Origin of the sequence: Inquilinus ginsengisoli (assembly GCF_031453975.1) — a bacterium.
GTDB classification, from domain to species: domain Bacteria; phylum Pseudomonadota; class Alphaproteobacteria; order DSM-16000; family Inquilinaceae; genus Inquilinus; species Inquilinus ginsengisoli_A.
Genome location: NZ_JAVDPW010000009.1, coordinates 351,801 through 376,541 on the forward strand (window position 1 = coordinate 351,801; position 24,741 = coordinate 376,541).

Genomic DNA, 24,741 nt, shown 5'->3' on the forward strand with positions numbered 1-24,741 from the left:
CATCCCTCCCAGCGAAGGCGCCGTTGCCCGGTATCTTCAGCCGCCCTCGTTGAAGTCGTCCAGCAGCGCGGCGATGCGGCCGGAATCGGTCTGGTCCAGCATCATCCGGGCGCGCCGGGCGGCGGCGACGCTGTCCAGCGTCAGGATCCGGCGCTTGACCTCCAGCAGCCGCAAGGGCGCCATCGACAGGTCGCGGATGCCCAGGCCCACCAGCAGCGCGGTGAAGCGCGGATCGCCGGCGATCTCGCCGCAGACGCTGACCGGGATGCGGGCGCGCAGCGCGGCCTCGACCGTGAACTGCACCAGCCGCAGCACCGAGGTGTGCAGCGGGTCGTAGAGATGGGCCACGGATTCGTCGCCGCGGTCGGCGGCCAGCGTGTACATCACCAGGTCGTTGGTGCCGATGGCGAAGAAGTCGACCTCGCGCGCCAGGGCGTCGGCGATCAGGGCCGCGCCCGGCACCTCGATCATCACCCCCAGCGGCGGCATCGCGGCCGGCACCGGCACCTTGCGCCGCCGCAGCCGCCGCATCGTCCGGTCCAGCGCCGCCTTGACGGTTCGGATCTCGCCGATGGTGGTGATCATCGGTAGCAGGACGCGGATCGGCCCGTGCGCCCCGGCCCGCAGGATGGCGGCCAGCTGCGCCTCCAGCAGCTTCGGCTCCTTCAGCGACAGCCGGATGGCGCGCAGGCCCAGCGCCGGATTCGCGATCTCGGCGAAGCGGCCGCCCAGCGCGGCCGCGATCTTGTCGCCACCGAGGTCGAGGGTGCGGATGGTGACGACCTTGCCGGCCATGGCGTCGACCATGCCGCTCAGGGTCGCGTACTGCTCCTCCTCGGTCGGCAGGTCGTCCCGGTTCATGAACATGAACTCGGTGCGCAGCAGCCCGACCCCGGCCGCGTTCAGGTCGGTGGCCACCTGGGCGTCGCGCGGCAGCTCGATGTTGGCCGACAGGGTGATGGTGACGTCGTCGCGGGTGCGGGCAGGCAGGCCGACCAGGGCGTGCAGCTGCTTGCGGTCGGCGCGCTGCAGGTCGCGCCGGATGCGGAAGGCGGCCAGGGTCTCCGGGGTCGGGTCGATGATGACGCGGCCGGCGCTGCCGTCGACGATCACCATCTGCCCCGAGCGGATGCCGACCAAGAGGCCGGGCACGCCCAGCACCGCCGGCAGGCCGAGCGACCGCGCCATGATCGCGGTATGGCTCTGGGCCCCGCCCAGCGCCGCGGCGAAGCCGACGACGCGGCGCGGGTCCATCAGGGCGGTATCGGCCGGGGTGATCTCCTCGGCCAGCACGATGCTGCCCTCGGGCAGGTTGGCGAAGGCCTGGAACTGGCGCTTGGTCAGGTTGCGGATCAGCCGGGCGCCGACCTCGCGGATGTCGTCGATCCGGCTCGCCAGGTAGCTGTCGTCCATCGCCGCGAACTGCACCGCCAGCGCCGCAATCTCCGACTGCACGGCGTATTCGGCGTTGACGCGCTCCTCGGCGATGCGGGTCTCGACGCCGCGCAGCAGGCGCGACCCGGACAGGATCGCGGCATGGGCGTCGAGCAGGTAGCCGATGTCCTCCGCCGCCTGCTCCGGCAGCCCCTGGGCCTTGGCCTTCAGCTTCTTGATCTGGCGCCGGGCCTTGGCCAGCGCCTCGGCGAAGCGCTCGCGCTCGGCCGCCAGGTCGGCCTCGTCCAGCCGGTACTCCGCCACCTGTTCGACGCCGCTCTCGATCAGATGGGCCGGGCCGATGGCAATGCCGCCGGACACGGCCAAGCCGGTCAGCGCCACTTCGCGGTTCGGGGCCGGGGCCGGAATGTCGGCGATCTCCATCGCCATGGGATCAATCCTCGTCGAAGCCGCGTTCGACCAGCGACACCAACGCCGCCAGCGCCGCTTCCGCCTGCGCGCCGGTGGCGGCGATGTCGATCGTGCTGCCCGGGCCGGCCGCCAGCATCATCAGCCCCATGATCGACTGGCCGCCGACCTCGCTGCCGTTGCGCTCGACCCAGATCTCGGCCTCGAACTCGGCCGCCAGCTTGACGAACTTCGCCGCCGCCCGGGCATGCAGCCCGCGCTGGTTGATGATGGTGACGGTCTTGGTCAGCCGGTCCATGGCCGCGTCCGGGGACGTCGGGCCACTCATTTTTTCTTCTCCGGCCTCAGCAGCGCCGACGCGACGCTGATGTATTTCTGGCCGGCCTCGCGGGCGCTGGTCACCGCGTCGGTCAGGGTGTCGGTCTTGCGCACCGAGGCCAGCTTGATCAGCATCGGCAGGTTGATGCCGGCGATGACCTCGACATTGGCGCGGTCGAGGATCGAGATCGCCAGGTTCGAGGGCGTGCCGCCGAACATGTCGGTCAACAGCACCACGCCGCGCCCGCCATCGACCGTGGTCACCTTCTCCAGGATCTCGGCCCGGCGCTGCTCCATGTCGTCCTCGGGGCCGATGCAGACCGTGGCGACCTGGGGCTGGGCGCCCACCACGTGCTCCATCGCCGCGACGAACTCATCGGCGAGGCGACCATGGGTCACGAGGACCATGCCGATCATGGGGTGGGTGGTCATGTTGGTCTGATTGCCTTCCTGTCAGCCCGGCGCCGGCATGTCGCGGTGGATCAGGCCGCGGCGGTAGCCCTGGCCGTCCAGCCAGGCCGCCAGCGTCTCCGCCACGAACACCGATCGGTGTTTGCCGCCGGTGCACCCGACGGCGATGGTGAGGTAGCTCTTGCCCTCGCGGTTGTACCGCGGCAGGAGCGGTTCGAGCAGGCCGAACAGCGACGCCATGAAGGGGTCGAACTGGATGTCGCGCCGGATCATCGCCTGCACCTCGGGGTTCTGGCCGGTCTGCGGGCGCAGCGCCGGAACCCAGTGTGGATTGTCGAGGAAGCGGACGTCGAACACCAGATCGGCCTCGCGCGGCAGGCCGCGCTTGAAGGAGAAGGAGACGACCGAGACGTACAGCCCGGGCGCGGCGCCGATGCCGAAATGGCCTTCGACGATCCGCCGCAGATCCTGCGGGCTGGTCAGCGATGTGTCGAGCACCACGTCGGCCATGGCGCGCAGCGGATGCAGCTCCAGCCGCTCGCGCCGGATGCCGTCGGCCACCGGGCGGTCGATCGCCAGCGGGTGGCGCCGCCGGGTCTCGGTGAAGCGGCGCTGCAAGATCTCGTCGTCGGCATCGAGGAACAGCAGCTTGACGTCGGTGTCGCGCCGGGCGCGCAGCACCGCGATCTCGGCCTCCAGCGCCGCGACCGAGAAGCCGCGGGTGCGGGTGTCGATGGTCACCGCCATCGGCCGGCCCTCGGCATGCTCGACCAGCGGGCCGAGCAGCACGATCGGCAGGTTGTCGATCGCCTCATGGCCGAGATCCTCGAGGATCTTCAGCGACGAGGAATGGCCGGCGCCGGACAGGCCGCTGATCAGGACGAGGCGGTGCCGGGCCTGGGGCCGCGTCCCGGTGTCGGGGGTGTCCATCATCGTGCCAGGCGGCGTTCGGGGGCGGCGAGGCCGGCGAGGGCGAAGCGCAGCTTGATCGGGGCCGAGGCCTCGAAGGGCGAGACCGAGACCAGCGGCAGGATGATGCCGAGATAGGCGCAGGTCCCGGGCTCGGGCAGCCGCTCGATCGCCCCGTCCGGCTTCAGGTCGGCGACCAGCAGCACCGGCACCTCCGGCAGGAACGGCACCGGGATCGGGCCGAAGCCGCGGGCCTCGATCAGTCCGGCCAGGATGGCGGGCGGGCGGGCGATCACCAGCCCGCCTTCGAGCGACAGCTGCACGCGGTCGTCGGCCACCAGCCGCCCGCCGGCATCGATGAGCCGCAGTGCCAGATCGGATTTGCCGCTGCCCGACGGTCCGCGCAAAAGCACGCCACGACCGTCGACTGCGACGCAGGTAGCATGGATCGTCGCCATCGCGGGAGGGAAGGTGACTGGCACCTCCCTCCCTGTCAATCGCGACGGCGACAGGTCGGACAAGACGACGCGTTATTTCGCCGGCACAGCCTTGGTCTCCAGCGTGTACGGCGTGTCACCCTGGTAGGAGTAGACCCGCAGCAGGTAGGTGCCGGGGTCCAGCCGCAGCTGCAGCTCCTCCGGATCGGTGCCGGAATTGGCGCCGCTGATCAGGCTCTCCTGGTCCGAGGCGCGCAGCAGGTCGATGTCGGCATCGCCCTTCTCCATGGTCAGCCGCACCGTGACGTCGGCGCGCGACGCCAGGGTGAAGCGCCAGTAGTCGTCCTTGTCGGTGAAGCCGACCCAGTCGCTCAGGGTCACCGGGGTCCGGCCGACATTCTCGATGGTGCCGGCGGCGTCCGGCGTGTTGCCGGCATGGTCCGGCGGCGGCGGCTCGGCCGGGCCGCCGGCCACGGTCAGGCGGTAGTCGGTGGCGCCCTCGCCGGCCGGATAGACGTTCAGGTAGTAGGTGCCGGGGTCGAGCGTCGCGGTCAGCGCCTCGGCCTCGGTGTCGACATTGGTGCCGCTGAGGAGGTAGCTGCCGTCGGCGCCTTCGAGGTTGATGTCGGCATCGGCCGACATCCCGTCCAGGCCGATGGTGACCGTCTGCCGCTCGGTGACCTGGAAGGCGTAGTAGTCACTGGCATCGGCCGGGCCGACCCAGTCGCCGGCCTCGGCGCTGGTGCCGGTGACGTCGCCGAGGTCATGCGCGTCGGACTGGCTGGATCCGGCCGCGTCGGGCGGCGGCGCCGCGCCCGGCGTGCCAGAGACGGTCAGGCGGTACGGCGTGCCGTCGCCATAGCTGGTGATCACGAAGTAATAGGTGCCGGGGGCCACCAGCTTGCCCATGTGCTCGGCATCCGAACCGCTGTTGGCGGAGGAGGCGACGGTCTGGCCGTCGCCGTCGCGCAGCTCGATATCCGCGTCGCCGGTCATGCCGGCCAGGTCCACTGACAGCTCGGTCCAGCCCTCGACCGTGACGCTGTAGGCGTCGGTCTGGTCGGTCTGCGAGACGCGGCCCTCGGCCACCAGCGGTGTGGCGCCGACCATGCCTAGCGCCGTGGCGGTGGCGATGGTGTCGTCGGCGGATTCATCGGCCTGGCCCAGCGTCGGTGCCGGGCCGGTGGGTGTGCCGGGCAGGGCGACGCGCATCGGCGCCAGGGTCTGCGCCCACATGTAGCCGACCGGCGTCTTCGGGGTCTGCACCCGCACCCAGCCGCCGGCGGCCAGCCGGCCGGTGACGATGACCTGGGACCCGAAGGGCAGCGTCTCCTCCAGCGTGGCGGTGCCGTTCGGGGCGCCGCGGACCGAGGCGCTGGTCCAGGTGACGAAGGACAGTGCGTCCATCTCCTCGGCCACGGCGGGGGCGGCAGCGACGGCCGGGACCGCCGGGGCGGGCGCCTCGACCACCGGCGCGGGCGGCGCCGGCACCTGGACGACGACCGGCGGCGGCACCACCGTCTGGGTCTGGGCCAGGGCCGGGAGGGTGGCCAGGGCGAAGACGCTGCCGAGCAGCAGTCGGCGCAGGCGCGAATTCATCGGATTTCCCCTTCGATGCGGATTGGGTCGATTGTTGCCGCAGATCACTTGGCGGGGATCTTCACCGTGAAGCGGGCGCCGGGACGGCCCTCCCGGTTTTCGGCGAAGATCTGGCCGCGATGGGCGGTGATGATCTGCTTGGAGATGCTGAGGCCCAGGCCGGAATGGGTACCGAACTTCTCCCCGGCCGGGCGCTCGGTGTAGAAGCGGTCGAAGATCGCCTCCAGCTTGGCGGCCGGGATGCCCGGCCCGTCATCCTCGATGGTCGCGATCACCCAGGCGCCTTCGCGCCGGGCCCGCAGGGTGATGGCGCCGTCCGGCGGCGAGAACGAGATCGCGTTGGTGATCAGGTTGCGGAACACCTGCACCAGCCGGTCCTCGATGCCGGGCACGGTCAGCGACGACCCCGGCGGCAGGCTCAAGGACACCTTGAGGTCGGTGTCCTCCAGCGTGGTCTTGTACAGGTCGGTCAGCATGCCCAGCATGCGGCCGATATCGGCGGTCCCGGTCTCGGCGCGCGACAACTCGGCGTCCAGCCGCGAGGCGTCGGAGATGTCGCTGATCAGCCGGTCCAGCCGCTGCACATCCTCCAGGATGATCGCCATCAGCCGGCGCTGCTGCACCGGGTCGGTGATCCGGGCGGTGGTCTCGACCGCGCTGCGCAGCGAGGTCAGCGGGTTCTTGATCTCGTGCGACACGTCGGCGGCGAAGCGCTCGATCGCGTCGATCCGGGTCCACAGCGCCGCGGTCATCGCCCGCAGCGCGCCGGCCAGCTCGCCGATCTCGTCGCGCCGGCCGCTCATGTCGGGGATCTCGACCTTGCGGCCGCGGCTCTGCTGCACCCGCTCCGCCGCGCGGGCCAGCCGGCGGATCGGCCGGGTGATGGTGCCGGCGAGGTACAGCGACAGGATGATGGTGACCGCCAGCGCGATGGCGAAGACCTTCAGGATCTCCTCGCGCACCGTCTGCAGGTTGCCCTCGATGTTGATGCCCTCGCGGGTCACCAGCACCGCGCCCAGCACCAGCCGCACGCGCTGCACCGGCACGGCGACGCCCAGCATCAGCTGGCCGTCCTCGCGGGTCCAGATCTGGCGGCCGACCCCGCCGGTCAGCGCGGCGCGGACGCTGGCATAGTCGTTGCCCTGCTGGTCCTGGCGCTCGACATAGGTCGGCCAGCGCTTGCGCGGGCCGGCGAACTCGGCGCTCCAGTCGTAGACCGCGTCCCAGGCGGCGCGGATCCAACCCTTGGCCACCGGCGGCAGCAGCGGCCGCACCTCGATGATGCCGCCGGGCTGGCCCAGCATGCGGCTGTCCGCCACCAGCTTGCCGTCGATGCCGAACAGGCGGGCGCGGGTGTCGGTCGACTGGTAGACCCGGCGGATCATCTGGCGGGCCTTGTCGGGGTCCAGCGACTGCTCGGTGTCGACCCCGCCGACCACCGCTGCCTCGGCCAGGCCGCCGGCGAAGATGGTGGCCTCGGCGTCCAGCGACGCCAGCTCGTTCTCGATCAGCCGCTCCTGGTAGGACGACAGGTACAGCATGCCGCCGACCAGCATCATCAGCGCCATCATGTTGACGGCCAGGACGCGGGCGGTGAGCTTCGAGAAGAAGCGGCGGCGCAACCGGATGATCGGCGCGTCGACGGCGCGGCCGCCGACCGGGGTGGCGGTGATCGGCTCCACCGTGGGCTCGGCGACCAGCTCCGCCATCGGCTCCGGCCGGGCAGCCGCATTCTGCTCGGCGGGTTCGCCGAGGCGCGGCGGCGCGGGGCCGCGGGACGCTCTCAATGGGGCCGTCATGGCGTCATGCGGCGGTCAGACTCCGATCACGGGCGGCCGGCGCTGCCCGCGATCAGGCCTCCTTGTAGCGATAGCCGACACCGTACAGCGTCTCGATGTGACCGAACTCGGTGTCGACCACCTTGAACTTCTTGCGGATGCGCTTGATGTGGCTGTCGATGGTGCGGTCGTCGACATAGATGTGCTCGCCATAGGCGGCGTCCATCAGCTGGTCCCGGCTCTTGACGTGGCCGGGGCGGATGGCCAGGGCCTTGACCAGCAGGAATTCGGTGACGGTCAGGTCGATGGTCTCGCCGCGCCACAGGCAGGCATGGCGGTTGCCGTCCAGCGTCAGGTCGCCCCGCGACACCACCGCGGCCGGGTCGGCGGGGGTGCTGTCGGTGGCCAGCTGCTCGCGCCGCAGCAGGGCGCGGATGCGCTCGATCAGCAGGCGCTGCGAGAATGGCTTCTTGATGTAGTCGTCGGCCCCCATGCGCAGGCCCAGCAGCTCGTCGACCTCGTCGTCCTTCGAGGTCAGGAAGATCACCGGCATGTTGGTGGTCTTGCGCAGGCGGCCCAGCAGCTCCATCCCGTCCATGCGCGGCATCTTGATGTCCAGCACGGCGAGGTCGACCGGTTTCTGCAGCAGCCCGCGCAGGGCCTCGTCGCCGTCGGAGAAGGTGCGGACCTCGTAGCCCTCCGACTCCAGCGATATCGCCACCGACGTCAGGATGTTGCGATCGTCGTCGACCAGCGCGATGGTCTGGGCCATGGCCCCCTCCACTGTCACCACCCGCCCCCGGCGGGCAAGTACCCTCGATGCCGGCGACGCTGAAGGCTCAATATGGCGTATATACGGCCGAAATGTCACTCGAACGCGGTAATCTTCAGGAAAACCAGCGGGGTAGCAACGCCATGACATCCCAGGACGCCGGCCCGGCCGCCGGTCCGAGTGAACGCGCCCGCACTCTGCTGCGCCGTCTCGACCGCGGCGCGCTGGCCACGCTCGACGCCGATGGCGGTCCCTACGCCTCGCTGGTGCTGGCCGCCACCGACCCGGCGGGGCATCCGCTGCTGCTGATCTCGCGGCTGGCGGAGCACACCGGCAACCTCGATCGCGACGCCCGCGCGGCGCTGCTGCTGGACGGCACGGCGGGGCTCGACCAGCCGCTGACCGGGCCGCGGCTGACGGTGTCCGGCCGGGCCGAGCCGGTGGTCGATCCGGCGCTGCGCGGCCGCTACCTCGCGCGCCATCCGGACGCAGCAGGCTATGCCGATTTCCAGGATTTCGGCTTGTGGCGGATCCGGGTCGAGCGCGGCCACATGATCGCCGGCTTCGGCGCCATCCACCGGCTCGACGCGGCCGAGCTGCTGGTCGACCCGCCGGCGGCGCTGACCGGGGCGGAGGCCGGCATCATCGCCCATATGAACGACGACCACGCCGATGCCATCGACCTCTACGCCCATGTCCTGCTCGGCCAGGCGGGCGAGGGCTGGCGGATGACCGGGATCGACACCGACGGGGCGGATCTGCGCCGCGGCGGCGCCGTCGCCCGCCTGGCCTTCGCCGCCCCGGTGACCGACGCCGATTCGGCGCGGAAGGAGCTGGTGCGCCTGGTCCGCCACGCCCGCAGCGGCGGGCTGGCGGATTGACCGAACGACCGGTCAGCCTTTCCGGCCGGTCCCCCTTTCTGGGTCAGCTCACCGACTTCAGCCGCTCCATGGTCTCGACCAGGGCGGTGCGGATCCCCGGCTCCATCGCGGAATGGCCGGCATCCGGCACCACGACATAGGTCGCCTCGGGCCAGGCGCGGTGCAGCTCGTCGGCGGTCGCGATCGGGCACACCGTGTCGTAGCGGCCCTGGACGATGGTCGCCGGCAGGTGCCGCACCCGGTCGACGTCCTGCAGCAGCCGGTCGGGCGGGGTGAACAGGTTGTTCAGGAAGTAGTGCGCCTCGATCCGCGCCAGCCCCAGCGCATGCGCGTCCTCGCCGGCCGAGGCCACGATCTCCGGATTCGGCAGCAGGGTGGAGCAAGAGCCCTCATAGATGCTCCAGGCCCGCGCCGCAGGCAGGTGCACCGCCGGGTCGGGATCGGTCAGCCGGCGGTGATAGCTGCGGGTCAGGTCGGCGCGCTCCGCCGGGGGCAGGAACTCGACGAAGCTGCGATGCGCCTCGGGGAAGAAGGTGCGCATGCCGTTGAAGAACCAGTCGATCTCCTGCGGCCGCATCAGGAAGATGCCGCGCAGGGTCAGCGACCGGCAGCGCTGCGGATGCGCCTGGGCGTAGGCCAGGGCCAGGGTCGACCCCCAGGACCCGCCGAAGACGTGCCAGCGCTCGATCCCCAGCATGCGGCGCAGCTGCTCCATGTCGCCGACCAGGTGCTCGGTGGTGTTCTGCCGGGTCTCGCCCAGCGGCCGCGACCGGCCGGCGCCGCGCTGGTCGAAGATGATGATGCGGTAGAAGCCGGGGTCGAAGAAGCGGCGATGGGTGGGCGAGGCGCCGGCGCCGGGGCCGCCATGCAGGAAGACCACCGGAACGCCGTCGGGGCGGCCGCACTGCTCCCAATAGATGCTGTGCAGGTCGTCGACCGGCAGCAGGCCGGTGGCGAAGGGCTCGATGGTCGGGAAGATCAGATCGCGCGGCATGGTCTCGCTGTCGGCTGGGGGTCCCCTCCCACTCTACGGACTCGGCGGCGCATTGCAAAAATCGATCGCACGGGGGCAGGCAAGACGCCGCAGCCTGGCCTATGCTCGCGGCATGCGCCGGGCGCTTCTCTCCCTCATCCTGCTGCTGTGCGGCGTCGCCGCCGCGCGGGCCGACAACGCACTCGGCGGTCCGTCGGACGGGCTCGACTACGGGCCGCCGCTGGCCGTCGCCGCGGTGCTCGACGGCCGGACGCTGCGGCTCAGCGACGGCACGGTGGTCCGCCTCAGCGGGCTCGACGTGCCCTTCGGGCGCTGGCAGGCCGCGGCCCGGTCGGTGCTAGCGGCGCTGGTGGACGGCCAGCCGGTGCGTCTGGCCCCGGTGGCGCCGGCCGACCGCTACGGCCGCGTGCCGGGCCATCTGCAGCGCGCCGACGGGCTGTGGATCGAGGAGGATCTGCTGGGCCGCGGCCTGGCGCGGGTCGATGCCGGCGGCGCCGACCCCGCCGCGGCGCTGGTCTCGCTGCTGGTGACCGAAGGCGAGGCCCGGGCGGCCGGCCGCGGCCTGTGGGCCGACCCCGATTTCACCGTGAGGCCGGCGGAGGCGCTGGACCGCGCCGGGCTGGATCGCTTCCAGGTGGTCGAGGGGACGGTGCTGCAGGCGACGATCCTGCGCGGCCGCGCCTACCTCAATTTCGGCACGGATCAGCGGCAGGATTTCACCGTGATGATGGAACCCGACGCCGTCCGCCGGCTCGGCGCCGGGCCGCAGCTGCTGGCGCTGCAGGGCCGGCGCATCCGGGTGCGCGGCTGGCTCGACTGGTCGGGCGGGCCGCGGATCGCGGTCGGGCGGATGGAACAGATCGAAAGGTTGGACTGACATGGCGTCGACACGCCGAGAGTTCCTGCTGTCCACGGCGCTGCTGGCCCTGGCGCCGCGGCTGGCGGCGGCGGACGCCGTCCTGGCGGAGGGCGCCAAGGATGTGCAGGAGGAGTTCGGCGGCCCCTACCAGGCGCCGGCGCTGCGCGACCGCGTCGCCCGCATCGGCCAGCGGGTCGCCGATGCCGAGACCGGCGGCACCATGCGGGTCGCGGTCGACCTGATCGATTCGGACCGGGTGAACGCCGTGGCGCTGCCCGACGGCCGGATCCTGGTCACCCGCGGCCTGCTGGCACTGGCGCGCAGCGAGGCGGAGGTGGCGGCGGTGCTGGCGCATGAGATCGGCCATGTCGTCGCCGACCACGCCAGGCTGCGGGCGCAGCGGGCGCAGACCCGTCCCGACATCGCCGGGCCGTCGGGTGAGGCCGATTTCGACCAGGCACAGGAGCGGCAGGCGGACCGGATCGGGATCGAGGCGATGGCCGCGGCCGGCTACGACCCCGGCGCGGCGCCCGCCTTTCTGGCCAGGCTGGATGCGGATCACCGCCTCGCCGCCGCTCTGGTGGGACGGCCGGAGCTGGCCTCGGCCGCCGCCAACGGCGCCGACCATCCGGAGACGGCGGACCGGGTCGCGGCCGCCCGCGCCCAGGCGGCGGCGCTGCCGGAGGGCGAGAGCGGGGAGGCGGAGTGGCTCGCCGCCACCGACGGGCTGCCCTGGGGCGAGAGCCCCGGCCAGATCCCGTTCCGGGGCCAGGCCGTGATCGACCCGGTGGCGCGGTTCCGCTGGGACGCGCCGCCGGGCGTGGCGCTGATGCGGCAGCGCCGCCGGGTGATGGGGGTGGGGCCTGACGAATCGGTGATCCTGTTCGACCATCTCAGCCAGCCGGGGGCCCTGCCGGCCCGGCTTTATCTCGAACGGGTCTGGGGCAAGGCGGTGGGCGGCGTCCGCGATGTCGAGGCGCTGGATCTTGGCGGCTTCCCGGCGGCCCGGGGCCGTGCGTTGGTGGCCGGCGCGTCGGGGGCCTGGGATGTGCTGCTGGTGATGATCGAGACCTCGGCCGAACGGCGCGACCGCTTCACCGTGCTGACCCGGGCCGGCAGCCCGGCCCAGGCGCCGGCCCGCGCGGCGGTCGACAGCTTCCGCCGGATCAGCGCGGCGGAGGCCGCCAAGGTGCGTCCCCGCCGCCTCGCCATCGCCAAGGTGCGGCCGGGCGACACGGTGGCGTCGCTGGTTGGCCGCATGCGGGTCGAGGCGGCGGAGGACCGGTTCCGGCTGCTGAACGACGGCGACCGGCCGGCGCCGGGGAGCCTGGTGAAGCTGATCGTCGAGTGAGGGAGGGGAAAGGGAGCCACCGCGTCGCCTCCCCCGCTTGCGAGGCCTTTTCAGAGTAGACCCAGCGCGCCTCTTCCTTGTCCCCCCTCCCCTTGCGGGAGGGGTAGGGGGAGGGGTCTGCGCGCGTCCGCGCGCGAATGGACAAGGACCTTGCCGCGTGGTGCCGAGGGCGGTCGGCCCCGGGCGGAGAAAACCCCCTCCCCCTCCCCCTACCCCCTCCCGCAAGGGGAGGGGGGACTCGGTAAGGTTCGACCTTGAGACCCCAAGCTTCACCCCACACCCCTCAGGCGACGTCCCCGGCGATCACCGCGCGCTGGGCGGCCAGGCCGTCGCCGACCAGCTCCATGAAGGCGCGGATGCGGGCGGTGCGGCGCAGGTCGGCATGGGTGATCAGCCACAGCTCACGGCGCAGCGCCGGGATCGGCGGGAACAGGCGGCGCAGTTCCGGCTCCGGGTCGGCGAGGTAGCAGGGCAGGATGGCGAGGCCGATCCCGGCCTTGGTGGCGACCAGCTGGTTGACCAGGCTGGAGCTGCGATAGGCGATCGCCCCCGGCGGCACCGCGGCGGCCAGCCAGGCGGCGGTGCCGACCGCGCCGGCGCCCTCGGCCCAGCCGATCACCGGATGGGCGCCGAGATCCTCGATCCGCGCCGGCGCCGGGTCGCCCGCGCGGCCATAGACGGCCCAGGCGATGTCCGCCAGCTTGCGGCCGAACAGCTCGGGCTCGGCCGGGCGCAGCGCGCGCAGGGCGATGTCGGCCTCGCGCCGCCCGAGGTCCAGCGCCCGGTTGTCCAGGATCAGCTCGACCGTGATGCCGGGATGGGCGGTGCGGAAGCGGGCCAGCTCGGGCGTCAGCAGGCGATAGGCCAGGGTCTCCGACGCGGTGACCCGCAGCGTGCCGGACAGGCGGATGTCATGGCCGGCCAGGTCGCGCTCGACCGTCAGCAGCTCGGCCTCGATCCGCAGCGCCGCCGCGATCAGGCGCTCGCCGGCCTCGGTCGGGGCGTAGCCGCCCTCGGCGCGGTCGAACAGCCGGGTCTCCAGCCGCGCCTCCAGCGCCTTGAGGCGGCGGAACAGGGTGGAATGGTCCAGCCGCAGCGCCTGCGCCGCGACGGCAAGGCGGCCGGCCCGGCCGATCGCCAGCACCGACCGCAGCTCCTCCCAGGACAGTTCGGACATGGATTGCATCCACGCAATGGCGATTGGCCAATACACAACAGCCGTTGCGTCGATGCAAAGCCTATCGTCGATCCGACCGCCGCAACCGGTGCGGCGGAGCAGATGGAGATGACGATGACCGACAAGATCAGCCGGGCGGAGCTGAAGGCGAAGCTGGACCGCGGCGACGCCGTGACCCTGGTCGAGGCGCTGCCCGAGGCCTATTGGCGCGACCAGCACCTGCCGGGGGCGCTCAGCCTGCCGCATGACAAGGTCGACGCCCTGGCGGCCGGCCTGCTGCCGGACAAGGCGGCGGAGATCGTGGTTTATTGCGCCAACACGCCCTGCCAGAACTCCAGCATCGCGGCGCGCCGGCTGGCCCAGCTCGGCTACACCAGGGTGCGCGACTACGTCGAGGGCAAGCAGGACTGGATCGAGGCCGGGCTGCCGGTCGAGACCGCGGCGGCCGTGGCGGGCTGAACCGGCCCAGGCAGGATTTCCGGGCTCTGGCCGCGCAGGGGCGGGCCCCGGGAGTCCTGCCAACGCCCGATGGCGAGCGGCACCGCCGGCTATGGCGCCGCGTCCGGAGCGGGAAAGATCATCCGCAGGCAGGCGCCGCCGGACGCCCCGTCCGACACCACGACCCGGCCGCCATGCAGGCGCATGGTCTCCCGCACTAGGTTCAGGCCGAGGCCGGCGCCCTGTCCCTGGGGATGGAGCCGGTAGAAGGGCTCGAACACCCGCTCGTGCTGTTCGGCCGGAATGCCCGCGCCCTCGTCGGCGACCTCGACGATCCCCGGGGCCGCGACGCGCACCGTGATCAGGCCGCGGCGGCCGCCATGGTCGATGGCGTTCTGCACCAGGTTGGTCAGGGCCCGTTCCAGCGACGTCCGGTCGCCCGACACCAGGACCGGCCGGGCGTCCGCCGCCTCCGCAGCCCCGGCCTCGAACGCCATCTGGTAGCCCGCCGCGAAGGCCAGGGGGGCGATGTCGCTCACCACCCGGCGGGCGAGCACGACGAGGTCGACCGGGGCCATCTGCCCCTGCCGGTCGAGCCGCTGCAGGTCGAGCAGCTGTTCCGTCAGCACCGCCAGGCGGGCGGCATCCTCCAGCAGGCGGGTCTTGTCCCGGCCGGGCGGCAGCGAGGCGATCCGGATGTTCAGGATGGCGATCGGGGTGCGCAGCTCATGCGCCGCATCGGCCAGGAAGCGGCGGTGCCGCTCATAACCCTCGTCGAGGCGCCCCAGCGCATCGTTGACGGCCTTGACCAGCGGTGCCACCTCGGTCGGCATGTCGTCGACCGGCAGCCGCACGCCGCGCTGGTCGATGTCGATCCGCTTCGCCTGCGCGGCCGCCCGGTCCAGCCCGGCCAGCGCCCCGCGGACGACTAGCGGCGTCGCCACCAGCGTGGCCAGGGCCATCACCGCCATGATCGGCAGGATGGCGTTCAGGAGCAGCAGTGCGACGGAAAGCCCGATCATCGACAGCGGCAGCGGGCTTTCCGATCCGGTGAGGATCTGGACCTCGCCGGCCGGGCTGTCGACCCAGCGCAGCCGGCCTGTGGGCCCAGGCGGATCCCCGATATTCCAGCCGAGACGCGCCTGCCCGATGCGGTCGAGGGCGTCACCCAGAGCCGCGAATTCCATCGGGACCGAGCCTTCCGACAGGCGATGGCCCTCGCGATCGCGGATGACGAACCACAGATCGGGCGCATCGACCCGCAGAGAGTCGAGCTGCGGCGTCTGGTCCAGCGCCAGCCCGCCCGCGGCATCGCGGACCACCGCCGGGCGCAGCCTCTCGATGGTCGCGTCGGTGGAGGTCATGTCGACCAGGAAGCCGAAAGCCTTGAGGGTCAGCGTGACCGCCAGCAGGACGACCGCCTGGAACGCCACCAAGCGGACGACGAGCCGCCTCCGGAGCGACCGTTGCGGCCGAGCGGTCATGACTCCTCCCGGAGCAGGTAGCCGACGCCGCGGACGCCGTTGATGGTGACGCCGGCCCCGGTCTCCGCCAGCTTGCGCCGCAGCCGCGAGACATGGGTGTCCAGCGCGTTGGACTGGATCTCGTCATCGAGGCCGAAGACCGCCTCCATCAGGGCCGGCCGCTGCACCATCCGGCCCATGCGCCGCACCAGCGTCTCCAGCACCAGCAACTCGCGCCGCGGCAGCTCCAGCGGGGTGCCGCCGACGCTGGCCTCGCGATGGGCGGCGTCGAAGGCCAGGCGGCCGAGCCGGATGACGTCGGACCGCATCTCGGCCGGGCGACGCAGCACCGCGCGCAGCCGGGCCAGCAGCTCCTCGAAGGCGAAGGGCTTGGCGAGGTAGTCGTCGGCCCCGGTGTCCAGGCCCGAGACCCGGTCGACCAGGCCGCCGCGCGCGGTCAGCACGATCACCGGGACGCGGTTCCCGCCGGCGCGCAGCTGGGGAATCAGGGACAGGCCGTCACCGTCGGGCAGGCGGCGGTCGAGCAGGATGACATCGTAGACATCGTTGACAGCCACCTCCGCCGCCTCGGCCAGGGTCGCGGCGTGATCGACCACCATGTCATGCCGCTTCAGGGCGGAGCGAAGCGCCGCGACCATTTCCGGTTCGTCCTCGACCAGCAGCAGTCGCATCGTCCCACCCGTCCGTCGCCCCATGCGGATAGCAGCCCGAGATTGCGGCAGCATGGCGACGATCCCACCCGCCAGCGGGAAGGGCGCAAGGCTGCCGCAATCTCGGGGTGAGACACCGGACCGGTCGCATCCCGCGCCGATTCGATCCGGAGCCATCGCCATGCCGTCCCACGCCCCGTCGCTGCGCATCGCCTCGATCGTGCCGTCGGTTCGGCGCCGCCTGCCGGACGGGCTCGGCCTCGACGCGGCCCGGATCGGTGCTACCCTGCGCAACATCCCGCCGGCGGCGGTCTATCGGATCACCCGGCAGTCCCGATCCCCTGCGGCCGAAGTCTGAGGCCCGGGATGCCGATCCGCCTCGGCAACCCTGGCCTGGAATCGCCGCTGCCGGGGCTCGGCTTTGCCCGGTGCGGGGAGGGAGCGGATCCAGGCAGCCTGGGGCTGGCCCTGATCGGCATTCTGGTCGCCGCGGAACTGCTGGTCCTGCTGCTGCTCTGTCGCCGCCGGCGCAAGGCCGTCCGAGGCCGGCCTTCCCCCCAATCACGGAGACGATGATGACACGCCTCTCCCGCCACGGCCGGCCGCGGATGGTGCTGGCCTGGACCCTGTGGCCGCTGCTGTATGGCGGCGGGCTGGTCGGCACCGGCCTGGCGCTGGCCAGCGCCCATCCGCTGTTGTGGTTCAACGCCGTCTATGTCTCGGTCGCCGTGGCGATCGGCCTGTTCGAACGGCTGATGCCGCATGAGGAGGCCTGGCTGCAGCCCGATGGCGAGACGGTCGACAATCTCGCCCACACCCTGTTGACCAAGGGGCTGGCCCAGCTCGGCGCCGCGATCATCTCCAGCGTCGCCATGGTCACGGCCGCCGTCGCGCAGCCGGCGATCCGCATCCCGGGATCGCCCTGGCCCGACCAATGGCCGCTGGCCGTCCAGGTGATCCTTGGCCTTGTCCTCGCCGAGGTCGGGCTCTACGCCGCGCACCGGCTGGCGCATGAGCGGCTGGCGCTGTGGCGGTTCCATGCCCTGCACCACAGCGTGCGCCGGCTCTGGGTTCTCAACACCGGCCGCTTCCACCTCGTCGATTCGTCGCTGAAGATCGCCCTCAGCCAGACGCCGTTGTACCTGCTGGGGGCGCCTCTGCCGGTGTTCCTGTGGATCAGCGCCGTGACCGCCTTCACCGGTCTTCTGACCCATTGCAACATCGATCTCCGCACCGGCCTTCTCGATCGCGTGGTCAGCACGCCGGCCTTGCATCGCTGGCACCACTCGAAGGTGCTGGAGGAGGGCAACCGCAACTACGGCGAGAACCTGATGCTGTGGGACCAGCTGCTGGGCACCTACCACAACCCGGCGCGGCGCCCGCCGGTCGATATCGGCATCCGCGGGCGGATCGCATCGGGCTTCCTGCGGCAGCTGGCGCAGCCCTTCACCGCGGCCGGTGTCCGCGCGATCCTCGGGGCGGCGCCCCGGCAGCCGCGGACCGGTGACGCCGCCGCCCGGTCGTCCGGCTGACCGGGCGGGACTTCGGCGCGGCTACCTCCAGCCGCGCCAGGGCCGCTCGTCATCCCGGTCACGTCGGCGGTCCAGCCAGTCCAGCAGCTCGTCGCAGCTGCGCGCCCGGCCGTCGCTGACCCGGCCGTCCGTGCAGGGGTCGTAGCGGCCGCGCCGGTCCTCGCGGTCCCGACGGCGGTCCAGCCAGTCGTGCAATTCGGCGCAGCTGTGCGGGTGGCCGTCGCTGAAGCGGCCATCCGTGCACGGGTCGTAACGGTCCCGGACCGGCGATACGGGCGCTCCGCCGGCGGTCGGCAAGACCGGCAACGGCACCGCTTGCACCGGCACCGGGACGACGGCCGCCATGGCGAGCGCGATCAGCAGGGCGCCGGGTGAGCCGGAACTCCTGGTCATGACTGTTCCCTTTCGAAGTGATCCTGGACGGCGCGAGCGGGCGGCGAAGCGCCGCCGCCGGCTCCCGGCAGGCCGGGCGCGGGCGCGCACCGGCCCTTGCCGCAGCACGATCGCGCGCTTCGGTTGCGCGAGCATTGCGCGCTTCAGTCGACGGGAATGCCGAAGCCCAGGTCCGGGAAGGCGCCTCGCTGCCGGTGGAGCTGCAGCCTGCCGGCAGGCGTGACGGGGAGGTCATCCTTCACACGCGGCAAAGCCGCCTCACTCGCCAACCAGCGCGCGAAGGACGGCAGCGCCGCCTCGCCGAGCGGCGGACGGCATGGCGATGGGCAATGGACGACCGGGTCCGCAGGGACCGCGACGGCTGGCCGCGGCTCTCACTCCTCCAGGAACAGCTCCTCGGGCCGGGTGACGTGCTGGGCGATCGAGGCGCGCAGCTTCAGCATCGCCCGGTGCTCGAGCTGGCGCACCCGCTCCTTGCTGACGCCGAGCTGGCGGCCCAGCTCCTCCAGCGTCGCGCCGCTGTCGCGCAGCCGGCGCTGGCGGATGATGGTCTGCTCGCGCGGGCTCAGGGCGCCGATCGCCTCGGCCAGCCAGCGCGAGCGGGTGACGTTGTCGCGCAGGCCGATCACCACCTCCTCGGGCGAGGGGCGGGTGTCGGCCAGCATGCCCTGCCAGTCGTCCTCGCCCTCGTCGGAGATCGGGGCGTTGAGCGACTGGTCGCCCGCCGCCAGCCGCATCTCCATGGCCTCGACCTCGGCGACGCCGACCCGCAGCTCGGTGGCGATCCAGGCGCGGCCGGCCTGGGTCAGGCCGCTCTGCCCGCCGGCATTCTCGATCTTGGCGCGCAGCCGGCGCAGGTTGAAGAACAGGGATTTCTGCGCCGCGGTGGTGCCGGTGCGCACGATCGACCAGTTGCGCAGGACATAGTCCTGCATCGCCGAGCGGATCCACCAGGCGGCGTAGGTCGAGAACCGCACCTCGCGGTCGTGCTCGAACCGGGCGGCGGCCTGCATCAGCCCGACATTGCCCTCCTGCACCAGGTCGCCGACCGGCAGGCCGTAGTTGCGGAAGCGCGAGGCGGTGGAGATGACCAGGCGGGTATAGGCCCGCACCAGCGCGTGCAGCGCCGGCTCCTCATGCTGCTCGCGCCAGCGCCGCGCCAGATCGAACTCGGTCTCGCGCGAGAGCAGCGGCTCGCCCATCGAGGCTTTGATGTATTTCAGATTGGCGCGCTGGGTCTCGGGATCGTCGAGATGCGGCATGAACGCCCCCTCTTCGGCCGAATGGCGCCGCGGATCCGGACCGCGACCTCGATAGACGAACACCCCCGGATACGGCGTCGTTCCATCGCCGGATCATGCCGGGGTCGATCACCCAACGATTCGTCGGATTGAGGTGGATGGTTACGCCGGAGAGAGTCGTCAGACTTCGACGATCTCGATCAGCGAGCCATCGGGTTCGAACAGCCCGGCGGCCAGGCGGCCGCCGCGGCCGCAGCCGGAATCGAGGGTCACCGCCATGCCCTCGAGCTGAAGCCCGCCGCCGGCCGGGTCGTGGCCGCGGACCAGGCGGTGGAAGCCGTCGAACGGCGCGGTGATGGCGGCGAAGCTGCCGGAGGACCACCAGAAGGCGTCGCCCTGGGCCGCCAGGGGACGGCTGGGGTCGATCCCGGCGCTGACGAACAGGGCGCCACCTCCGCCTTCGGCGGCGGCGTCGGTGCCAGCCCGCTCGGTGAAGGCGGCCCGGCGCAGCGCGGCGTAGAGGGCATTGTGCCCCGGCGCGCTGCGGATCGATTCGCGCAAGGCATTGGTCCAGCGGGTCAGCCGGATCGCGCCCTCGCGCGCCGCGGCCAGGCCCTCCTCGGCGCGGCCGCCATAGGCGCGCAGCGTCGGCTCGACCCCCTGGGCCAGCATCCAGCGCAGCACGTCCTGCGGGTTGGGCGCGAATTGCAGCTGCAGCATCTTCTGCCACATCTCCTCCTGCGCCCCGCGCAGGAAGACGACGTCCTCGGCCAGGACGCCGGGCCGGGCGATCAGGCTGCGGCGGACCGACAGCACCTCGTCGACCAGGGCGTGCACCCGGTCGGAATGACCGATCAGGTTGCCGAGATAGACCAGCCGGTCGCCCGGGGCAAAATGGGCCAGCACATGGTCGTGCAGCGCGACCAGGCGGTCGACCGCGCCGTGCACGGCACCGATGGCCCAGACCCGCCGAGGGCGGCCGAGCCTGGCGAATTTCTCCGAATCGCCTGTCACGTCAGGCCCGGGGTGTTGAGGTCGATCATATCCTGCCGCAGTCTAGCAACTGGCTCCCGCGAGGCCAGCCCAATTCCCACACCCAACGTCCCAGCCCCGCGTCGTGATCCACGGTTTCGTGACGAAGAGGGCGTCCGGGCATGAAAAAGGCGGCCCGAAGGCCGCCTTTGTCGGAAGCGATGGCGGTCAGGCCGCCTTCTTCAGCACCTGTTCCAGGCGCTGGGTCGCCTTGACCTCGTCGATCTTCTCGACCGCGGCCAGTTCGCGGGCCAGCCGCTCCAGCGCCGCCTGGTAGATCTGGCGCTCGCTGTAGGACTGCTCCGGCTGGTCGGTGGCGCGGTGCAGGTCGCGCACCACCTCGGCGATCGACACCGGGTCGCCGGAGTTGATCTTGGCTTCGTATTCCTGGGCGCGGCGGCTCCACATGGTCCGGCGCACGCGGCTGCGGCCGGTCAGGGTCTCCAGCGCGGTCTTGATCCGGTCCTTCGACGACAGCTTGCGCAGGCCCGACTTCTTGGCCTTGCCGACAGGAACCTTGAGCGTCATCCGCTCCTTCTCGAAGCTGATGGCATACAGCTGCACGGTCAAGCCGCTGATGCTGTGCGTCTCCAGCGCCTCGATGCGGCCGACGCCATGCGCCGGGTACACCACATAGTCGCCGACGTCGTACTCAAGTTCCTGAGCCATGTCTGCCAATGGAGTCACCCTCTATGGTCGGACCCAGTGGGCGGTATGCCGACGGGCGGCTACCGCTCCGCGCGCCTTCACCGCGCGACGACCACTTTCGAATTCCACGCCGAAAAGTCGGACACAGAAACCGATTCCGAACCATAGGGGGCTGGGTCGGAAGTGATCGTCAGCACCGGGAATAGGCGTGTACTATAATACGTTGCGCTTCCGATATGAAGGCCGGTCCCGCCAATACATGACGCTTTTTTTGCAATGCAGGGCGGCGGACTCGGCGAATCGTCAATTGCCTTCGCCCGGAGTCGCGCTGAAATGCTCGGCAAATTTGTTCTCGACGTCCTTCCAGGCGTCGGCGTCGGCCGGGGCATCCTTCTTGCGGGTGATGTTCGGCCACAGCGTCGCGTATTCCCGGTTCAGCTCGCCCCATTTCTCGGCGGCGTCGGCCTCGGTGTCCGGCTTGATCGCCTCGGCCGGGCATTCCGGCTCGCACACGCCGCAGTCGATGCACTCGTCCGGATGGATGACCAGCATGTTCTCGCCCTCGTAGAAGCAGTCCACGGGGCAGACTTCGACGCAATCCATGTACTTGCACTTGATGCAAGCCTCACCCACGACATAGGTCATACTTTACTCCGGATCCTCTTCCGCGGCCGTTTCGGCACCATTACGCGCAAGCACACGGCGGCGGGCGGCGCCGCTATCCGCGTCCGAAACGAACAGGAGGGCCGCGACTCGCCGCATCAGATTGGCTTCGAGATCGTCGATCTTACCATCGGCCACAATCACATCCCACAGCATTTCCACAATGCGGATGCGCGCCGGCTCGTCGCAATGCTCGCGGATGGTGTGGGTCAGGGCGTGCCAGGACACCGCGCCGTCGCTCGCCCGCTCGGCCTCGGTCTCCAGCTGGGCGGCCTCGAACGGGCCCAGCCGGAAGCGCCAGGCCAGCAGCGCCTGGATGCGCTCGCGCTCGGCCTGGTCGGTGATGTCGTCGACGCGGGCGGCTTCCATCAGCAGCGCGGCCACGGCCCGGCGCAGGGCGCCGTCGTCGCGCGGCGGGCGGGCGTCGCCCCGCGCCCAATCGAGAATCTGGTTCAGCATGGCGGAGATCTAGTCGCTGTCCTGCAGCCTTTGAAGGGACCGGCGGTCGCGCTTGGTCGGGCGCGGGCCCGCTTCCGGCAGGGCGGCCTCCGGCGTCGGCGGCTGCAGGTCGCGGTACAGACGCTGCGCTTCGCTCGCCGGGCCGCGGCGTTCGGCCAATGCGACGACCTCGATCACCCTGATGTGGCGGCCCTGGACGAAGGTCAGCACCTGGCCGGGGCGGATTGCCGCATGCGCCTTCAAGGTGGGCGTGCCGTCGATGCGCACGGCACCGGTGGCGCAGATCCGCGCCGCCAGGCTGCGCGTCTTGAAGAAGCGCGCCTGCCACAGCCATTTGTCGAGTCGGGGGCGTTCGGTCTCGTGATCGGGCTGGTCAGGCATCGCGGCGGGCCAGCAGGGCAAGCTTGGCGAACGGATTGTCGGCCGCCACCGCAGCCGGGCGCGCGGCCTGCGGTCGCCGCGACCTCACCGGAACATAGCTCACGCGTCCCTCGCCATCCTGGGTCGGCCGATACCCGGCCGCCTGCAGGATAGCCGGGATTTCGGCGACGGTGCAGCCGACGATCGGCGCCAGCGTCGGGTCGGCGGTCAGCCCGCCCTGGCGCCGGCGCGATTCGGCGGCGTCGCGCAGCGTCTCGATCCGGTCCAGCCGCACCCGGCGCGGGCCGAAGGCGACGAAGCCGGCGAGGTCGAGCGCCGCGGCGTTGCCATCGTCGTCGGCCGGGGGGGCCGGGACCGAGATGCGGGACGGGTCGGGCAGGGCGACCGGCAGCGTCCAGCCCGCGGCGACGGCGCCCAGCAGCACGCGCAAGCCGGTCGGCCGCGGCTTCAGCATCGGCGCGAGATAGACATGGGCGGGCCCGAAGCGCACGCCGAAGGCGCCCAGCTGCCGCCGGTCGGCCGAGGTCAGGCTGGCGATCAGCCCGTCCAGCGCCCGCCGCGGCAGCAGGCCCAAGCCCTCGATCAGCTGGAAGGCGATGCCGCGGGCGGCGCCGGCCAGGGGGGCGTCGCGCAGCCGCAGCAGCGGCCGCAGCTCGCGGTCGATGTGGTCGGCCAGGAAGCGCTGCAGCCGGGCCGCCACCCGGTCGCGGCCGGCGCCGTCCAGCAGGTCGGTCTCGCGCACCCGGACGGCGGGGGCCAGCGGCGACGGCCCGGCGGCGATGCGGCCGACCGGCACGCCCAGCCAGGACAGCACGCCATCCGGGGCCAGGGCGAGATCGGCGCCCGGCGCCGCCTCCAGCCGGCCGATGCGGCCGGCGATCTCGTCCCGCAGCGCCCGCCGCACCGCGCTGCGGATCGCCTTGAGGTCGTCGTCCTCGATGGTGGCGTCGGGGGTGAAGGCGAAGCCCTCGATGCTGCCGACATGCTCGCCCTCGACCAGCACCTCGCCGGCGGCGTTGACCGCAGCCAGCAGCTCGCCGCCCGCCTTCATCGACCGCACCAGCAGGGCGGTGCGGCGGTCGACGAAGCGCTGGGTCAGGCGCTCGTGCAGGGCATCGGACAGCCGGTCCTCGACCGCGCGCGTGCGCTCCTGCCAATGCGCCGGATCCGCCATCCAGCTGCCGCGATGGGCGACATAGGTCCAGGTGCGGATGTGGGCGATGCGGGTGACCAGCGTGTCGATGTCGCCCTCGGTGCGGTCCAGCCGGGTGACCTGACGGGCCACCCAGTCGGGGTCCAGCCGGCCGGCCGGCTCGGTCAGCTGGCGGAAGATCTGGGCCTGGATCCGGGTGTGGGCGTCGGACAGCACCTTGCGGAAGTCCGGGATCTGGCAGATGTCCCACAGCAGGCGCACCGCCGCCGGGTTGCTGGCGCGTTTGATCAGCTCGGCGTCGCGCATCAGGATGCCGAGCGACAGGTGGTCGTCGGCCTCGGCGGCGCGCCGCAGCTCCGGCCGCGGCGGCCGGCGCTCCAGGCTGCGCAGCAGCCCCAGCGGGCTGCGGTAGTCGAGCTCGGCGTTGCGCCACATCAGCGCCTGCAGCGGGTCGAACTGGTGGTTCTCGACCCGGTCGACCAGCTCCTCGTCCAGCGGCCCGGCCTCGTCGGTGGTGCCGAAGCTGCCCTCGGTCATATGCCGCCCGGCGCGGCCGGCGATCTGGGCGATCTCGGTGGCGTGCAGCCGGCGCGGGGCGCGGCCGTCGAACTTGGTCAGCCGGGCGAAGGCGACATGGTCGATGTCGAGATTCAGCCCCATGCCGATGGCGTCGGTGGCGACGAGGTAGTCGACCTCGCCGGACTGGTACATCCCGACCTGGGCATTGCGGGTGCGGGGGCTCAGCGCGCCCAGCACCACCGCGGTGCCGCCGCGCTGGCGCCGCATCAGCTCGGCGATCTCGTAGACGTCGTTGGCCGAGAACACCACGATGGCGCTGCGCGCCGGCAGCCGGGTCAGCTTGCGCGTGCCGGTGTAGCGCAGTTCGGAGAAGCGCGGCCGGGTCACGAACTCGGCCTCCGGCACCAGCTTGCGGATCAGCGGGCGGATCGTCTCCGACCCCATCACCATGGTCTCCGCATGGCCGCGGGCGTGCAGCAGCCGGTCGGTGAAGACATGGCCGCGCTCGGGGTCGCCGCACAGCTGGATCTCGTCGATGCCGACGAAGGCGACGGGCCGGTCGAGCGGCATGCTCTCGACCGTGCACAGGAACCAGCGCGCGCCGGGCGGGATGATCTTTTCCTCCCCGGTCACCAAAGCGACATGCGCGCGTCCCTTGATTGCCACGATCCGGTCGTAGTTCTCACGGGCGAGCAGCCGGAGCGGAAAGCCGATCATGCCGCTCGCATGGCCGAGCATGCGTTCGATGGCGAGATGAGTCTTTCCGGTGTTGGTCGGGCCGAGAACGGCCGTGAGTCGCGGACGGTGACCGGCGAGGTACATAAGGGACAATTGAACGCTGCAAGCCTCTAATGCAAGA

At 71.7% G+C, this 24,741-nt stretch carries 27 protein-coding genes; 7 read left to right on the forward strand and 20 right to left on the reverse strand.

Going from position 1 to position 24,741, the window contains the following annotated elements; all coding sequences use genetic code 11:
* Positions 1-36: 36 nt before the first annotated feature.
* The 8 genes from ptsP to E9232_RS25715 form a co-directional block, all read right to left on the reverse strand.
* A complete protein-coding gene (ptsP, locus tag E9232_RS25680; protein ID WP_309798887.1) occupies positions 37-1,824 on the reverse strand; it encodes a phosphoenolpyruvate--protein phosphotransferase in 1,788 nt (595 codons plus the stop codon).
* 4 nt (positions 1,825-1,828) lie between these two features.
* Positions 1,829-2,131: an HPr family phosphocarrier protein gene (locus E9232_RS25685; RefSeq protein ID WP_309798889.1), complete on the reverse strand. Its 303-nt coding sequence runs from the start codon at positions 2,129-2,131 to the stop codon at positions 1,829-1,831.
* Positions 2,128-2,538 carry a PTS sugar transporter subunit IIA gene (locus E9232_RS25690; protein WP_309799091.1) on the reverse strand — a complete coding sequence of 137 codons (411 nt, stop codon included), beginning with the start codon at positions 2,536-2,538 and terminating at the stop codon, positions 2,128-2,130. Before E9232_RS25690 ends, E9232_RS25685 begins: the two co-directional genes overlap by 4 nt.
* 36 nt (positions 2,539-2,574) lie before the next feature.
* Entirely contained in the window at positions 2,575-3,462 is an 888-nt protein-coding gene (gene rapZ / locus E9232_RS25695) for an RNase adapter RapZ (protein ID WP_309798891.1), read from the reverse strand.
* Positions 3,462-3,899 carry an HPr kinase/phosphorylase gene (locus E9232_RS25700; protein WP_309799092.1) on the reverse strand — a complete coding sequence of 146 codons (438 nt, stop codon included), beginning with the start codon at positions 3,897-3,899 and terminating at the stop codon, positions 3,462-3,464. Before E9232_RS25700 ends, rapZ begins: the two co-directional genes overlap by 1 nt.
* 72 nt (positions 3,900-3,971) lie before the next feature.
* Complete coding sequence (locus E9232_RS25705; RefSeq protein ID WP_309798893.1) at positions 3,972-5,477, reverse strand: pre-peptidase C-terminal domain-containing protein; 1,506 nt, start codon at positions 5,475-5,477, stop codon at positions 3,972-3,974.
* 44 nt (positions 5,478-5,521) lie between these two features.
* Entirely contained in the window at positions 5,522-7,276 is a 1,755-nt protein-coding gene (locus E9232_RS25710) for a stimulus-sensing domain-containing protein (RefSeq protein ID WP_309798895.1), read from the reverse strand.
* Positions 7,277-7,328: 52 nt separating this feature from the next.
* Positions 7,329-8,027: a response regulator transcription factor gene (locus E9232_RS25715; RefSeq protein ID WP_309798897.1), complete on the reverse strand. Its 699-nt coding sequence runs from the start codon at positions 8,025-8,027 to the stop codon at positions 7,329-7,331.
* Between the two features lie 143 nt (positions 8,028-8,170).
* Here E9232_RS25715 and E9232_RS25720 point away from each other — a divergent pair, with 143 nt between their 5' ends.
* Positions 8,171-8,908: a HugZ family pyridoxamine 5'-phosphate oxidase gene (locus tag E9232_RS25720; protein WP_309798898.1), complete on the forward strand. Its 738-nt coding sequence runs from the start codon at positions 8,171-8,173 to the stop codon at positions 8,906-8,908.
* A 43-nt stretch (positions 8,909-8,951) separates the two neighbouring features.
* Here the strand turns inward: E9232_RS25720 and pip are convergent, their stop codons facing one another.
* Positions 8,952-9,902, reverse strand: coding sequence for a prolyl aminopeptidase (gene pip / locus E9232_RS25725; RefSeq protein WP_309798900.1), 951 nt, complete (start codon positions 9,900-9,902; stop codon positions 8,952-8,954).
* A 112-nt stretch (positions 9,903-10,014) separates the two neighbouring features.
* On the opposite strand from pip, the gene E9232_RS25730 reads away from it, so the two are divergent.
* Together E9232_RS25730 and E9232_RS25735 are read left to right on the forward strand one after the other, a co-directional pair.
* Positions 10,015-10,779: a thermonuclease family protein gene (locus E9232_RS25730; RefSeq protein WP_309798902.1), complete on the forward strand. Its 765-nt coding sequence runs from the start codon at positions 10,015-10,017 to the stop codon at positions 10,777-10,779.
* 1 nt (position 10,780) lies between these two features.
* The gene (locus E9232_RS25735) at positions 10,781-12,112 is read left to right on the forward strand and encodes a M48 family metalloprotease (protein WP_309798904.1); all 1,332 of its coding nucleotides are present in this window, start codon (positions 10,781-10,783) and stop codon (positions 12,110-12,112) included.
* Between the two features lie 283 nt (positions 12,113-12,395).
* On the opposite strand, the gene E9232_RS25740 is transcribed toward E9232_RS25735, so the two are convergent.
* Positions 12,396-13,289 (reverse strand): LysR family transcriptional regulator, encoded by an 894-nt coding sequence (locus E9232_RS25740; protein ID WP_309798906.1) that lies wholly within the window; start codon positions 13,287-13,289, stop codon positions 12,396-12,398.
* Between the two features lie 114 nt (positions 13,290-13,403).
* On the opposite strand from E9232_RS25740, the gene E9232_RS25745 reads away from it, so the two are divergent.
* Complete coding sequence (locus E9232_RS25745) at positions 13,404-13,748, forward strand: rhodanese-like domain-containing protein (RefSeq protein WP_309798908.1); 345 nt, start codon at positions 13,404-13,406, stop codon at positions 13,746-13,748.
* An 89-nt stretch (positions 13,749-13,837) separates the two neighbouring features.
* On the opposite strand, the gene E9232_RS25750 is transcribed toward E9232_RS25745, so the two are convergent.
* Both E9232_RS25750 and E9232_RS25755 read right to left on the reverse strand, forming a co-directional pair.
* Positions 13,838-15,211 (reverse strand): sensor histidine kinase, encoded by a 1,374-nt coding sequence (locus E9232_RS25750; protein WP_309798910.1) that lies wholly within the window; start codon positions 15,209-15,211, stop codon positions 13,838-13,840.
* On the reverse strand, positions 15,208-15,882 hold the full coding sequence (locus E9232_RS25755; protein WP_309798912.1) for a response regulator transcription factor: 675 nt from the start codon (positions 15,880-15,882) through the stop codon (positions 15,208-15,210). Before E9232_RS25755 ends, E9232_RS25750 begins: the two co-directional genes overlap by 4 nt.
* Before the next feature lie 160 nt (positions 15,883-16,042).
* On the opposite strand from E9232_RS25755, the gene E9232_RS25760 reads away from it, so the two are divergent.
* From E9232_RS25760 to olsE, 3 genes are read left to right on the forward strand one after another with little or no spacing between them, the layout of a single operon-like run.
* Complete coding sequence (locus tag E9232_RS25760; protein WP_309798914.1) at positions 16,043-16,219, forward strand: hypothetical protein; 177 nt, start codon at positions 16,043-16,045, stop codon at positions 16,217-16,219.
* Positions 16,220-16,227: 8 nt separating this feature from the next.
* A complete protein-coding gene (locus E9232_RS25765) occupies positions 16,228-16,437 on the forward strand; it encodes a hypothetical protein (protein WP_309798916.1) in 210 nt (69 codons plus the stop codon).
* The gene (olsE, locus tag E9232_RS25770; RefSeq protein ID WP_309798918.1) at positions 16,437-17,393 is read left to right on the forward strand and encodes an ornithine lipid hydroxylase OlsE; all 957 of its coding nucleotides are present in this window, start codon (positions 16,437-16,439) and stop codon (positions 17,391-17,393) included. Before E9232_RS25765 ends, olsE begins: the two co-directional genes overlap by 1 nt.
* A 21-nt stretch (positions 17,394-17,414) precedes the next feature.
* Here the strand turns inward: olsE and E9232_RS25775 are convergent, their stop codons facing one another.
* The 8 genes from E9232_RS25775 to E9232_RS25810 form a co-directional block, all read right to left on the reverse strand.
* A complete protein-coding gene (locus E9232_RS25775) occupies positions 17,415-17,786 on the reverse strand; it encodes a hypothetical protein (protein ID WP_309798920.1) in 372 nt (123 codons plus the stop codon).
* Between the two features lie 374 nt (positions 17,787-18,160).
* Entirely contained in the window at positions 18,161-19,048 is an 888-nt protein-coding gene (locus E9232_RS25780; protein WP_309798922.1) for an RNA polymerase factor sigma-32, read from the reverse strand.
* 159 nt (positions 19,049-19,207) lie between these two features.
* Positions 19,208-20,041, reverse strand: a complete 834-nt coding sequence (locus E9232_RS25785; RefSeq protein ID WP_309798924.1) for a hypothetical protein — start codon at positions 20,039-20,041, stop codon at positions 19,208-19,210.
* Positions 20,042-20,227: 186 nt separating this feature from the next.
* A complete protein-coding gene (locus tag E9232_RS25790) occupies positions 20,228-20,728 on the reverse strand; it encodes a CarD family transcriptional regulator (RefSeq protein ID WP_309798926.1) in 501 nt (166 codons plus the stop codon).
* A gap of 282 nt (positions 20,729-21,010) precedes the next feature.
* The gene (fdxA, locus tag E9232_RS25795) at positions 21,011-21,352 is read right to left on the reverse strand and encodes a ferredoxin FdxA (RefSeq protein ID WP_309798928.1); all 342 of its coding nucleotides are present in this window, start codon (positions 21,350-21,352) and stop codon (positions 21,011-21,013) included.
* Between the two features lie 3 nt (positions 21,353-21,355).
* A complete protein-coding gene (locus E9232_RS25800; protein WP_309798931.1) occupies positions 21,356-21,829 on the reverse strand; it encodes a tellurite resistance TerB family protein in 474 nt (157 codons plus the stop codon).
* 9 nt (positions 21,830-21,838) lie between these two features.
* Positions 21,839-22,210, reverse strand: a complete 372-nt coding sequence (locus E9232_RS25805) for an Hsp15 family ribosome-associated heat shock protein (RefSeq protein ID WP_309798932.1) — start codon at positions 22,208-22,210, stop codon at positions 21,839-21,841.
* Positions 22,203-24,704 (reverse strand): helicase-related protein, encoded by a 2,502-nt coding sequence (locus E9232_RS25810; RefSeq protein ID WP_374710649.1) that lies wholly within the window; start codon positions 24,702-24,704, stop codon positions 22,203-22,205. Before E9232_RS25810 ends, E9232_RS25805 begins: the two co-directional genes overlap by 8 nt.
* Between the last annotated feature and the right edge of the window lie 37 nt (positions 24,705-24,741).

Coding starts and splice junctions, on each gene's coding strand:
- ptsP (WP_309798887.1), bottom strand. CDS start 1,824: ATGGCGATGGAGATCGCCGACATTCCGGCCCCGGCCCCGAACCGCGAA.
- E9232_RS25685 (WP_309798889.1), bottom strand. CDS start 2,131: ATGAGTGGCCCGACGTCCCCGGACGCGGCCATGGACCGGCTGACCAAG.
- E9232_RS25690 (WP_309799091.1), bottom strand. CDS start 2,538: ATGATCGGCATGGTCCTCGTGACCCATGGTCGCCTCGCCGATGAGTTC.
- rapZ (WP_309798891.1), bottom strand. CDS start 3,462: ATGGACACCCCCGACACCGGGACGCGGCCCCAGGCCCGGCACCGCCTC.
- E9232_RS25700 (WP_309799092.1), bottom strand. CDS start 3,899: ATGGCGACGATCCATGCTACCTGCGTCGCAGTCGACGGTCGTGGCGTG.
- E9232_RS25705 (WP_309798893.1), bottom strand. CDS start 5,477: ATGAATTCGCGCCTGCGCCGACTGCTGCTCGGCAGCGTCTTCGCCCTG.
- E9232_RS25710 (WP_309798895.1), bottom strand. CDS start 7,276: ATGACGGCCCCATTGAGAGCGTCCCGCGGCCCCGCGCCGCCGCGCCTC.
- E9232_RS25715 (WP_309798897.1), bottom strand. CDS start 8,027: ATGGCCCAGACCATCGCGCTGGTCGACGACGATCGCAACATCCTGACG.
- E9232_RS25720 (WP_309798898.1), top strand. CDS start 8,171: ATGACATCCCAGGACGCCGGCCCGGCCGCCGGTCCGAGTGAACGCGCC.
- pip (WP_309798900.1), bottom strand. CDS start 9,902: ATGCCGCGCGATCTGATCTTCCCGACCATCGAGCCCTTCGCCACCGGC.
- E9232_RS25730 (WP_309798902.1), top strand. CDS start 10,015: ATGCGCCGGGCGCTTCTCTCCCTCATCCTGCTGCTGTGCGGCGTCGCC.
- E9232_RS25735 (WP_309798904.1), top strand. CDS start 10,781: ATGGCGTCGACACGCCGAGAGTTCCTGCTGTCCACGGCGCTGCTGGCC.
- E9232_RS25740 (WP_309798906.1), bottom strand. CDS start 13,289: ATGTCCGAACTGTCCTGGGAGGAGCTGCGGTCGGTGCTGGCGATCGGC.
- E9232_RS25745 (WP_309798908.1), top strand. CDS start 13,404: ATGACCGACAAGATCAGCCGGGCGGAGCTGAAGGCGAAGCTGGACCGC.
- E9232_RS25750 (WP_309798910.1), bottom strand. CDS start 15,211: ATGACCGCTCGGCCGCAACGGTCGCTCCGGAGGCGGCTCGTCGTCCGC.
- E9232_RS25755 (WP_309798912.1), bottom strand. CDS start 15,882: ATGCGACTGCTGCTGGTCGAGGACGAACCGGAAATGGTCGCGGCGCTT.
- E9232_RS25760 (WP_309798914.1), top strand. CDS start 16,043: ATGCCGTCCCACGCCCCGTCGCTGCGCATCGCCTCGATCGTGCCGTCG.
- E9232_RS25765 (WP_309798916.1), top strand. CDS start 16,228: ATGCCGATCCGCCTCGGCAACCCTGGCCTGGAATCGCCGCTGCCGGGG.
- olsE (WP_309798918.1), top strand. CDS start 16,437: ATGACACGCCTCTCCCGCCACGGCCGGCCGCGGATGGTGCTGGCCTGG.
- E9232_RS25775 (WP_309798920.1), bottom strand. CDS start 17,786: ATGACCAGGAGTTCCGGCTCACCCGGCGCCCTGCTGATCGCGCTCGCC.
- E9232_RS25780 (WP_309798922.1), bottom strand. CDS start 19,048: ATGCCGCATCTCGACGATCCCGAGACCCAGCGCGCCAATCTGAAATAC.
- E9232_RS25790 (WP_309798926.1), bottom strand. CDS start 20,728: ATGGCTCAGGAACTTGAGTACGACGTCGGCGACTATGTGGTGTACCCG.
- fdxA (WP_309798928.1), bottom strand. CDS start 21,352: ATGACCTATGTCGTGGGTGAGGCTTGCATCAAGTGCAAGTACATGGAT.
- E9232_RS25800 (WP_309798931.1), bottom strand. CDS start 21,829: ATGCTGAACCAGATTCTCGATTGGGCGCGGGGCGACGCCCGCCCGCCG.
- E9232_RS25805 (WP_309798932.1), bottom strand. CDS start 22,210: ATGCCTGACCAGCCCGATCACGAGACCGAACGCCCCCGACTCGACAAA.
- E9232_RS25810 (WP_374710649.1), bottom strand. CDS start 24,704: ATGTACCTCGCCGGTCACCGTCCGCGACTCACGGCCGTTCTCGGCCCG.